This window comes from Lactobacillus sp. M44 (assembly GCF_058130005.1).
This window is the reverse complement of the sequence record NZ_CM176707.1, coordinates 325214-337185: the sequence shown is the minus strand read 5'-3', so window position 1 is coordinate 337185 and position 11972 is coordinate 325214. Positions and strand designations below refer to the sequence as shown.

The 11972-nt window shown below is 32.3% G+C and carries 9 protein-coding genes, 1 tRNA gene and 1 rRNA gene; 9 read left to right on the top strand and 2 right to left on the bottom strand.

The annotated features are described in order from the left end of the window. Positions 1-24: 24 nt before the first annotated feature. Both rrf and AC38BG_RS01710 read left to right on the top strand, forming a co-directional pair. Positions 25-141: ribosomal RNA gene (rrf, locus tag AC38BG_RS01715) — 5S ribosomal RNA — on the top strand. A 13-nt stretch (positions 142-154) separates the two neighbouring features. Further along, positions 155-227 (top strand) — tRNA-Asn (locus AC38BG_RS01710). Between the two features lie 36 nt (positions 228-263). Here the strand turns inward: AC38BG_RS01710 and AC38BG_RS01705 are convergent. Next, positions 264-1400 (bottom strand): glycerate kinase family protein, encoded by a 1137-nt coding sequence (locus tag AC38BG_RS01705; RefSeq protein ID WP_489937453.1) that lies wholly within the window; start codon positions 1398-1400, stop codon positions 264-266. Between the two features lie 4 nt (positions 1401-1404). Continuing rightward, a complete protein-coding gene (locus AC38BG_RS01700; protein ID WP_489937452.1) occupies positions 1405-2430 on the bottom strand; it encodes an AI-2E family transporter in 1026 nt (341 codons plus the stop codon). 146 nt (positions 2431-2576) lie between these two features. Here AC38BG_RS01700 and AC38BG_RS01695 point away from each other — a divergent pair, with 146 nt between their 5' ends. The 7 genes from AC38BG_RS01695 (at position 2577) to AC38BG_RS01665 (ending at position 11967) form a co-directional block, all read left to right on the top strand. Continuing rightward, positions 2577-3350, top strand: coding sequence for a tyrosine-protein phosphatase (locus AC38BG_RS01695; RefSeq protein WP_489937451.1), 774 nt, complete (start codon positions 2577-2579; stop codon positions 3348-3350). 14 nt (positions 3351-3364) lie between these two features. Further along, positions 3365-4312: a LacI family DNA-binding transcriptional regulator gene (locus AC38BG_RS01690; RefSeq protein WP_489937450.1), complete on the top strand. Its 948-nt coding sequence runs from the start codon at positions 3365-3367 to the stop codon at positions 4310-4312. Between the two features lie 122 nt (positions 4313-4434). Beyond that, positions 4435-6099 carry an alpha-glucosidase gene (locus AC38BG_RS01685; RefSeq protein WP_489937449.1) on the top strand — a complete coding sequence of 555 codons (1665 nt, stop codon included), beginning with the start codon at positions 4435-4437 and terminating at the stop codon, positions 6097-6099. Beyond that, positions 6090-7814 carry a glycoside hydrolase family 13 protein gene (locus tag AC38BG_RS01680; RefSeq protein WP_489937448.1) on the top strand — a complete coding sequence of 575 codons (1725 nt, stop codon included), beginning with the start codon at positions 6090-6092 and terminating at the stop codon, positions 7812-7814. The genes AC38BG_RS01685 and AC38BG_RS01680 overlap by 10 nt, the downstream gene beginning before the upstream one ends. Positions 7815-7918: 104 nt before the next feature. After that, positions 7919-10180 carry a glycoside hydrolase family 65 protein gene (locus AC38BG_RS01675; RefSeq protein ID WP_489937447.1) on the top strand — a complete coding sequence of 754 codons (2262 nt, stop codon included), beginning with the start codon at positions 7919-7921 and terminating at the stop codon, positions 10178-10180. Then, on the top strand, positions 10173-10847 hold the full coding sequence (gene pgmB / locus AC38BG_RS01670; RefSeq protein ID WP_489937446.1) for a beta-phosphoglucomutase: 675 nt from the start codon (positions 10173-10175) through the stop codon (positions 10845-10847). Before AC38BG_RS01675 ends, pgmB begins: the two co-directional genes overlap by 8 nt. Positions 10848-10851: 4 nt before the next feature. Continuing rightward, a complete protein-coding gene (locus AC38BG_RS01665; protein WP_489937445.1) occupies positions 10852-11967 on the top strand; it encodes an ABC transporter ATP-binding protein in 1116 nt (371 codons plus the stop codon). The last annotated feature ends 5 nt before the right edge of the window (positions 11968-11972 follow it).

Sequence of the window (11972 nt, the reverse complement as noted above, 5' to 3'; positions counted from 1 at the left end):
AGAGCTCAAAAAGAGGAAGAAAAGTGCGGTGGCGCTAGCAAGAAGGAAACACCCGTAACCATGCCGAACACGGAAGTAAAGCTTCTTAACGCCGAGAGTAGTTGGTGGGAAACTGCCTGCGAGGGTAGGTAGCTGCCGTGCTTTTTTTTAATAATCCGGTTTAGCTCAGCTGGTAGAGCGCTTGACTGTTAATCAAGATGTCGTCAGTTCGAACCTGGCAACCGGAGTAAAGTGAGAAGGAAAGATGAGAGTCTTTTCTTTTTTTATTGCACTTTTTTGATTAAGCTGCCAATATTTTCAGCAGTAATAGTAATATTTGATGTTGATTTGATAATTGCTTCTTTAAGACTTTGTGCACCAGTTTCAATTGCAAAAATGCTATCAATGTAATCATATAAGACGTCAATATTTTGTCCTATGTTTCCTGTTAAACAAATAACTGTTGAATTTGGAGCATATTTCTTAGCAGCTTTTGCGACTCCGTAAGGGGTTTTACCAAACTTTGTTTGATAATCTGTAGCTCCCTCTCCTGTGAAGACAAAGTCGGCATTAGTAACTTCTGTTTTAAAATTAATAGCATGTAAAACAGTTTCAATTCCTGATTGAATTTTGCTATTAGTGAATGCTAATAACCCAAATCCTAAACCACCAGCTGCTCCACTTCCTGGAATATCTGATAAATCTTTATGAATAAAGTTAGCAACTATCTTAGAAAAATGTACTAGATTTTCATCTAAAATTTTCAACATATCATCACTAGCTCCCTTTTGTTTTCCAAAAATATATGATGCACCAGCTGCTCCTAATAATGGATTTTGTACATCTGAAGCTAAAGTGATTTTTACATTTTTTAATTGAGGATTGATATCTGTTGTATCAATATATTTAAGATCTTTTAGTGCATTATTTCCTAATTCGATTGAGTTGAATTTAGAGTCAAGCAGTTTTATCCCTAATGCCTGCAATGCTCCAGCACCTCCATCATTGGTTGCACTACCACCGAGCCCAATAATTATATGATTTACATGGTAATTTAGAGCTTGCAGTATTAATTCACCAGTTCCATATGAAGTAGTTATTAAAGGATTTGCTGTTTTAGAAGTTACATATTGCAGTCCGCTGGCTTGTGCCATTTCTATGATTGCAGTTTGATGATCGCCTAATATTCCATATTTTGCGAAAGTTAGTTTATTTAATGGATTATGAACTGTTGCTCGATAAATTTTTCCATTTGTTGCGTCGACTAGTGCTTGCATGGTGCCTTCGCCGCCATCTGCCATAGGAATTATTTGATATTGTGCTTGTGGTAGGACTTTTTTAAGTCCAGCATATATTGCATTGCCAGCTTGTTTAGCAGTTAATGAGCCTTTAAATGAATCTGGTGCGATTACTATTTTCATTTTTTTACCTACTTTTTTCTTTATTTACTGTTTTGATGTTTAAAATATCTAACAAAAATGTAAAAATCGGCACACCAACTATCAATCCCCAAGTACCTAAAAATTTTTCTGCGACAAGTAGGACTAAAAATGTATAAAATATTGGTAATTCAGTTTTACTAGACATGAATTTTGGATTTAATATATAAGCTTCAATTGCATGGATAATTAAGATTATTACAAATATATAGATCACATAACGAATACCGCCTACTGAATAGCCGATAATACTTAAAGGTACTAGTGAGATAAGAACGCCTGCAACAGGAATTAAACTTAAAATGAATACCATTAATCCTAGTGCAATTATTTGTGGCATTTTCATAAAAGCTAAGCAGATCATGGTTAGTGCGGTATTGCAAATAGCGATGAAAAATTGTGCCTCTAATACTACTCCGAAGGTGTTACTGAATTTTTTGCCAAAATATGTAGCATCTTGGAAAAACCATTTGAAGATGCCAGCTTTAACAAATAAATTAGAAAATTTATTTGTTTTTTTGAGCTCAATTGTGTAAAAGAAACTCAGAATTAATGACATAAAAGTGGCAATAGTTAAAGTACCTACATTTCTTAAAGTATGTACCATGATTCCCATGCCTTTTTTTGCTTGATTGAGAAGTTCAGTATGACTAATATAGCGATTAGCAGCTTTTATCACCCACAACAATTTGTCACTTTCATAAAAGGCTATTACAGAAGTAAAGATTTTGGAAATTTGTTTCACTAGCATTGGTAAATAAATTGTAATTACAAAATATAATGCTAATAAAATTAAAATGTAAGTGATACTGACGATTAATCCAGTTGGCACTTTTGGAAAATGTTTTTGGATTAGTTTTATGAGATGTACAACTAAATATGTAAAAATAAATGTTAATAAAATGATATTCATCATTGCACGTGCTTCATATAAGCAAGCAATAATCACTAATAATACAACCATTCTACGTAATGGTGTATTAGCTTTAAATTTTTGCCAAAAATTATCCATGTTTTTTCCTCTTAATCTAAACAGAGTTTTCATTCTTATTTTATGCTTTTATAGTAACAAATAGAACCAATAATTAAACAGTCAAAAAATAAATGTCAATATAATTCTTACATGGTATAATTAACGCAAAATGCGAGGTAAAACCTATGGCACATAATCGTTTAGTTAAATTAACAGGTGCTACCAATTTTCGTGATATTGGTGGCTATAAAAATGAAAATAAGAAAACTGTTAAATGGGGAAAAATATACCGTTCGGACTCACTTAGCAGCTTATCTTCAAAAGATTTAGATAGCTTGCAAAAGTTAAATGTTACCGTTGATTGTGATTTAAGATCTCCATATGAACAAGAAATGAGCCCTGATAAACTGTGGCCTAATGTTGAGAATATTGATGCGCATCTTTATCCAGAAAATACTGATGATATTACTCATAATAAACATAAATTAGAGAAGTTCTTACATCATATACCTAAGTTAGATAATTATTTAGGAGATATTTATCAGCAAGTTTTGTTAAATCGGCATAGTCAAAAAATGTTTGCTTTAGTTTTTGAACAATTATTAAAATTGCCTAAGCAACAGGCATTGGTATTTCACTGTAGTGCAGGAAAAGATAGAACAGGAATGTGCGCTGCGCTAATTTTAATGGCATTAAAAGTCAGTGATGACCAAATTGCTAGAGACTATTTATTAACAAATGAATTGTATGGTTTTTCTAGAATTGAAAATCCTCCCTCAGAAGATGAGATTGCTAATATGGTTAACCAAATGAACGTGACTAAGGGCGAAGGTACAGCGATTTTAGGAATTACTGAAACAATTAGAGCTGGTTGGGGCAGTTTCGATAATTTCTTTATCAAAATACTGGGATTTAAGCAGCATGATTTAGATATTTTTCGTCAAATGTATTTGGATTAAAGGAAGTAAATTAAGTGGTAACATTGTACGATGTGGCAAAAAAAGCTAATGTTTCAAAAATGACAGTTTCAAGGGTAATAAATCATCCGGAACAAGTAACTCAAGAATTACGTTGCTTAGTTGAAAAAGCAATGAATGATTTAAATTATCATCCAAACTCAATTGCAAGAGCATTAGTTCATAATCGTACAAATATAATTAAATTTGTAATTTTAGAAGATATTGATACAACTGAACCTTATTATATGAATTTATTATTTGGTGTTGCACAAGGTTTAAATAAAAGACAATATGCATTGCAATTAGTTACTTCAAAAAATGAAATGCCCAATAATTGTGATGGCTATATTGTCACAGGAGCAAGAAATGAAGACTATGCATTTTTTGATCAGATAAATAAACCGCTTGTATTATTTGGTGAAAATAGACAAGGCTATGATTTTGTAGATACTGATAATCAACAAGGTGAGGTAATGGCCACAAAATATGCCTTAAAAGTACATTATCAATACCTTATATTTGTTGGAATTGATGTTAAAGAACCATTTGAATATTCTAGAGAAGCGGGGTATATCAATACACTACAACAAAATAAAATTATTCCTAAAATTTATCGGGTGCCAAATCATTCAAGAAAGGCGCAAGATTTAATTAATAAGCATTGGGATGAATTTAAAGCTAATACATGTTTTATATGTGCAAGTGACAGAATTGCAATAGGAATTGAACGTGCATTATTAAGAAAAAATCGCAATATTCCAGAAGATTTTGGTGTGATAGGCTTTGATGGGGTATTTTTAGATCAAGTATCTAATCCTAAGTTAACTACAATCAAACAGTCAATTTTTAAGATAGGTGAAATGTTAGCAAGTATGATATTACAAAAAATAAATCAATCAGGATCACCGCAAGGAAATATTTTAGTCGATCCTAAACTTGTTAAACGAGGTACAACAAAATAGTTATCAAATAGTTGGTGCAAAAAGCGCCAACTATTTTTTTATGGATCTTGGTACCGATAACAACAAAAGCAACCTTGTAAACGATTTCTTTTATGTTTTACTAAATGAATGGAGGAAAAAATATGACACATTGGTATGAACATGCAATTATTTATCAAATATATCCGAAATCTTTTCAAGATTCTAACAATGACGGTATAGGAGATCTTAATGGAATTAAAAAACGAATACCCTATTTAAAAAAATTGGGAATTAATACAGTATGGTTGAATCCAATCTTTGTTTCTCCTCAAGTTGACAATGGGTATGATGTTTCGAATTATTTTGCAATTGATTCAAAAATGGGATCAATGAAAGATATGGAAGACTTAATTGATGCATTTCATCAAGCAAATATAAAAATTATTTTAGATTTCGTCTTAAATCATACTTCAGACCAACATCCTTGGTTTCAAGATGCGATAAGTGATCCAGAGAGCATTTATCGAGATTACTATATTTTTTCTGGTCATGATAACCAAAGACCGAATAATTGGGGAAGCTTTTTTGGTGGTAGTGTATGGGAACCAGATCCTGCTAAGACTGGTCAATTTTACTTTCATTTATTTGATAAAAAAATGCCAGATCTCAATTGGAAAAATCCTGAAGTGCGTCATGCAATGCTAGAAGTTGCAGAATTTTGGCTAGATAAAGGAATAGATGGATTGAGATTAGATGCATTTATTCATATTGCCAAAGCAGATCTAAGACAAAATTATCCAACAGATAAAAATACACCCGTAGTTGCAGAACAATTTTTTGCGAACTTACCTCAAGTTCAAACTTGGATGAGGCCATTTTGCGAACAGATAAGACAAGATTACCCTGATGCATTGTTATTAGGTGAAGCTGCAAGTGCTAATGTAAACTTGGCTGTTGACTACACTCAAAAACGAAATCATTTAATGAATAATATTATTACATTTCGCTATTTTACAGAAGATAAAAGTCATCTTGATCCTAGTTTTTCTGATCAATATCAAGAAAAACCATTGGATTATTTGACATTTAAACAAAATCAAGCTATTTGGCAACAGACTTTAACTGGTATTTCTCAGCCTGTTCTTTATTGGAATAATCATGATATGGCAAGAATATCAACAAGATATGCTTTTAGTTCAACTCAAGCTAAAAGTTTAGCAATGCTCATGTATTTACAAAAGGGAATCCCAATTATTTATTATGGAGAAGAGCTTGGACTAAAAAATATTAGTTTTGAATCTAGTAGCCAATTTAAAGACCCGACTGTAGATGCTTTTATAAAAGAAGCTGAAAAAGCAGGGAAAACAAAAGCTCAAGCGCTTGATATGGTTTCTAAGACCCATAAATTAACTGCACGTAGCTTTATGCCGTGGAATCAAAGTAAATACAACGGTTTCAGCTCTCATCAGCCGTGGATCTATGGAAAAGATACTAGCCATACTGATGTAGCGACTCAAGAAATTGATTTAAATAGTATGCTTAATTTTTATAAAAAATTAATTAAATTAAAAAAACTAAGTCTGTTTCAAGAGGGGTCATATTACTTATTAGCCACTAAAAATTCATATGTTTATCAGCGAGATTTACAAAATGAAAGTGCGTTAGTAGCTGTTTCATTATCTGATAAAGAAATTACTATCGATATACCCAATGGTTATAAAAAAGAATTAATTAGTACTGGAAAATATAAGTTAAACAAAAATAAATTAATATTAATGCCACATGCTGGTGTAGTGATTAAAAAGGAGAATTTAAAATGCAACTAGGTGCTATGCGTCATCGTCCAGAAAGTGAAGACTGCTTTGTTTTAGATAGAGATCATTTACGAGTTAGATTCCATACTTCAAAAAATGATGTGGATAAAGTAATTGTCTATTATGGGGATACTTATTTTAATCTTAATACTTATGATCATGCTGAATTATCAAAAATTGGAGTTGGTCAAGTAGAAGATCATTGGGGAATAACTTTAAGAGTACCGTATCACCGAATTCAATATGTATTCGAAGTTATAGGAAAAAATGGAGAGCGAGTATTAGTTGGTGATCGAGGATTTCGTGATGTAAATAAAGATAATTTTGAAGATTTTGGAAATTATTTTAAGATGCCTTATTTCCATGAAATCGATGTAATTAAAACGCCTGATTGGGTTCATACCACTGTTTGGTATCAGATTTTCCCTGAAAGATTTGCCAATGGAGATAAAAATAATGATCCAAAAAATGTGAAACCGTGGGATCCTAAAGCACATCCTAGTCGCACAGATTTTTATGGTGGTGATTTACAAGGAGTATTAGATCATTTAGATTATTTACAAGATTTAGGTATTACAGGATTATATTTCTGCCCAATATTTAAAGCAGAATCAAATCATAAATATGATACTATTGATTATTTTTCAATTGATCCTGATTTTGGTGACAAAGCTTTATTTGAAAGACTGGTCAATGAAGCTCACAAGCGTGGGATGAAGGTCATGCTAGATGCTGTATTTAATCACATGGGCTATATGTCCATGCAATGGCAAGATGTATTGAGAAATGGCAGAGAGTCAAGATTTGCTAACTGGTTTCATATTAGTGATGATCCCAGACAGCCGTTTGTTGATCCAAGTAAAAATAATGCAATTGTTAAACTACCTTATGAAACATTTGCATTTGAACCAAAAATGCCAAAATTAAAGACATCAAATCCAGAAGTACGTGATTATTTATTATCTATTGCTAAATATTGGGTTAAAGAATTTGATATTGATGCATGGAGATTAGATGTGGCTAATGAAGTTGATCATCATTTTTGGCATATGTTCAGACATACTGTAAAGCAAATTAAGCCAGACTTTTATATTATTGGCGAAGTTTGGCATTCAGCTCAACCATGGCTTAATGGATATGAATTTTCAGGAGTTATGAACTATCCATTTACTCAACAAATTGAAGATCACTTTTTAAATAAAAAACGAAGTGCTAAAGAATTAATTGAACTTCTTACAGATCAATTAATGTTATATAGAAGCCAAACTAATCAAGCAATGCTTAATATGCTTGATTCACATGACACGCCAAGATTATTGACTGAAGCACATGATGATAAAGATTTAGCATTGCAAACATTATTTTTCATGTTTATGCAGACAGGATCTCCATGTATCTACTATGGTACAGAGATGGGAATGAATGGGAAACAAGACCCAGATAATCGTAAGCCAATGGATTGGGATAAAAAAGGTAGTGAAATTTGGCAATTAGTTAAAGATATTATTCATTTTAGAAGAAACCATAGTGATGTTTTGAGTCGTGGAAAAACTGATTTTCAAGTAACTGATTCGGGATTAATTAAAGTTAAACGAACAAGGAAAGAAACACTAATTGCATATTTTAATACAACAGATAAACCTATAAAGTTAAATATAAATCCTATTTTTGGACATCGTTATTGTGATGAAGAGATATTACCTAAAGGATATGTTGTGACAATCTAAAATCTTGATACCGATAACATCAAAAGTTGTATTGTAAAGCGTTTTCAAATAATGCATTATAGATCTGTAAACAAAAAGCAACCCTATTAGGTGGGAGTGAAAACATGAAAAGAATTTTTGAAATAGATCCTTGGAAAATTACAACGCATCAATTCAAACAAGAAGATAAACGATTGCAAGAAAGTATGACTGCAATTGGAAATGATTATATGGGGATGCGTGGCAATTTTGAAGAAGGTTATTCAGGTGATAGCCTGCAAGGGACATATTTTGCAGGAGTTTGGTTTCCTGACAAAACTCGTGTAGGTTGGTGGAAAAATGGTTATCCTAAATATTTTGGTAAAACTTTAAATGCTCCTAATTTCATTGGAATTGGGATAACTGTTAATAATGAAAAAATTGATTTGGCTAAAGTAAACTTTAGTGATTTTTATTTATCACTTGATATGCATCAAGGATTATTAACAAGAAGTTTTATTTATCATGGTAAAGAAGCAGAAGTGAAATTCACCTTTAAGCGATTTTTAAGTAATGTCATTAAAGAAGCTGCTTTGATCAAAGTAGAAATTGAAGTATTGCATGGTCATGCAACAATTCAATTTGATAATACTTTAGATGGAACAATTGTTAATGAAGATAGTAATTATGAAGAACATTTTTGGAAACCTATTGAAGAAGATAAAATTGAAAGAACTATTCAATTAATTACTAAACCTAATCCGTATAATGTTCCTCAGTTCACTGTTTTGTTAAAACAAGATATTAGAGTTAATGACGAAATTATTACTGGTGATGTAAAAACAAAACCTGGTAAGTTAACTGAAACATTTAGCTTTGAAATGGATCCAGGAGATACTCTTAATTTTGAAAAAGATATCATTGTAGTTACTAGCCGTGATGTAAAGCCAGATGAGCAAAAAGCAAAAGCAACTCAATTAATGGATGAATTATTGCAGCATACTTTTAATGAAAACCTTGAGTTACATGAAAAAGTATGGCAAAAACGCTGGCAACAAAGTGATGTAATTATTGCAGGCGACGATAGCGCTCAACAAGGAATTCGCTATAATATTTTACAATTATTTATGACTTATTATGGTGAAGATAAACGTCTCAATATTGGTCCTAAAGGCTTTACTGGAGAAAAATATGGTGGCGCTACTTATTGGGATACCGAAGCATTTATTGTACCAATGTATTTAGCAGTAACTAAACCACAAGTTACAAAAGCATTGCTTGAATATCGACATGATCAATTGCCAGGCGCATATCATAATGCTAAACAACAAGGTCTAAAGGGTGCATTATTCCCAATGGTTACATTTAACGGGATTGAGTGTCATAACGAATGGGAAATTACATTTGAGGAAATTCATCGCAATGGCGATATTCCATTTGCAATTGAACAATATACTGCTTATACAGGCGATGATTCTTATGTTAAAGACCAAGGCATGGATGTCTTAGTTGGCACTGCAAGATTTTGGGCTGATCGAGTTAGTTTTTCAAAACGCGCTGGTAAATATATGATATTGGGCGTTACTGGTCCTAATGAATATGAAAATAATGTCAATAACAATTGGTTCACTAATTTAATGGCAACTTGGGTTTTGAAATATACACTAGAGCATTTACCAAAAGCAACTAAACAAGCCCAAGCAAGGGTTGCAGTGAGTCAAGAAGAAAAAAACAATTGGCAAAATATTATTGATAATATGTACTTTCCTAAAGATAAGGACTTAGGGATATTTTTACAACAAGATAACTTTTTAAATAAAGACTTACGGCCTGCTAGTGCAATTCCCGAAAATCAACGTCCAATTAATCAACATTGGTCATGGGATAAGATTTTAAGATCACCATTTATTAAGCAAGCCGATGTTATGCAAGGGATTTATTTCTTCAAAGATAAATTTAGTAAAGAACAAGTTGAAAAAAACTTTGATTTTTATGAACCAATGACAGTTCATGAAAGTTCACTCAGTCCATCAATTCATGCCATTATTGCAGCTGATCTTGGTAGAAAAGAAAAAGCGGTTGAATTGTATCAACGCACAGCTCGCTTAGATTTAGATAATTATAATAATGACACTAGTGATGGATTACATATAACTTCTATGAGTGGTAGCTGGCTTGCAATTGTTCAAGGTTTTGCAGGGATGCGTTATGAAAATAATCAACTTAGTTTTAAACCATTTTTACCAGACAGTTGGAAAAAATATAGCTTCAAAATCAACTATAGAGGTCGATTGTTAGCCGTTGAAGTTGGATCTAAAACTAAGATAATTTTACTTAGTGGACCAGATATTGATATCAAGTTAAATGACAAAATACTTCATTTGAAATCAGGTGAAGCTAATGCTTAAAGGGTTAATTTTTGATCTTGATGGAGTCATCACAGATTCTGCAAAATATCATTGGATCGCATGGAATACCTTAGCACAAAAATTAGACATTCAACTTCCTTCAAAAGCAAAAGATACTTTAAAGGGATTATCTAGGATGGATTCTTTAAATTTGATTTTAAAATATGGTAATCAACAAGATCGTTATAGCGAAACTGAAAAGCAAAAGTTTGCAGCAGAAAAGAATGCTATGTATCTAAAATCGATTAAAAAAATGACACCCAATGATTTATTACCTGGGATATCAAAGCTTTTATTAGAGGCTAGAAAACAAAATTTAAAAATGGCAGTAGCGTCAGCTTCGCTGAATGCACCAAAGATTTTACACCAACTTCAGATAATTAATGAGTTTGATGCGATTGTTGATCCAACAACGCTACATAAAGGTAAACCTGATCCAGAAATTTATGTAAAAGCTCAAGAATTATTAAGACTAAAAGCAAATGAAATAATCAGTTTTGAAGATGCAGCATCTGGAGTAGCTGCAATTAAAGCGGCTCATCAGTTTGCGGTAGGAATTGGCAATAAAAAAGTGTTAAAAGAAGCTGATTATATTGTTCCAACAACTGCTGACATATCATTAGATAAAGTAGAAACAATTTTTCTTAAAAAAGTAGGAAGTAGGTAAAAACATGGTAGAACTTGATTTAAACCATATTTATAAAAAATATCCTGAAGCTGAAAATTATTCGGTCTCTGATTTTGATTTACATATTAAAGATCAAGAATTTATTGTATTTGTAGGACCTTCTGGTTGTGGAAAATCAACTACTCTTAGAATGATTGCTGGTCTAGAAGATATTACTAAAGGTGAATTTGAGATTGATCATAAAGTTATGAATGATGTTGCTCCAAAAGATCGTGATATTGCGATGGTTTTCCAAAACTATGCATTATATCCTCATATGTCAGTTTATGACAATATGGCGTTTGGACTAAAATTGCGTCACTATAATAAAGCTGATATTGATAAACGCGTGCATAACGCCGCTAAGACTCTAGGATTAGACAAGTTATTAGATCGAAGGCCTGCCGCATTATCTGGTGGTCAAAGACAACGTGTGGCATTAGGTCGTGCGATTGTTCGAGATGCACCAATCTTTTTAATGGATGAACCATTATCTAACTTAGATGCTAAATTACGTGTCTCAATGCGCGCTGAAATAGCCAAAATTCATCAACGTTTAAAGACTACAACAATTTATGTTACTCATGACCAAACAGAAGCAATGACTTTGGCAAATAGAATAGTCATTATGAATGATGGGCGTATCCAACAAATTGGTACTCCAAAAGAAGTCTATAATGCTCCTGCTAATCAATTTGTAGCTGGATTTATTGGATCTCCACAAATGAATTTCTTTAATATGACATACCATGATGGCGAGATCACTGATAATAAAGGATTGACACTAAAAGTACCTGAAGGTCGCTCAAAATTATTAGAATCAAAAGGTTATAACGGAAAAGAAATAATCTTTGGTATTCGCCCAGAAGACATTCATAGTGAGCAAGCATTTTTAGAAACTTGGCCCAATGCAGTTGTTGAATCAACTGTTGATGTGTCTGAGTTATTAGGAGCTACAAGTCAACTATATCAAAAAGTTGATGGTACAGAATTTGTCGCAATTGTTAATGCACGTGATTATCATAAGCCTGGCGATAAAGTGAAAATGGGCTTTGATGTCAATAAGGCACACTTTTTCGATAAAGATACTAAAGTAACAATTCTTAATGCAGAAAAATAAGTTGA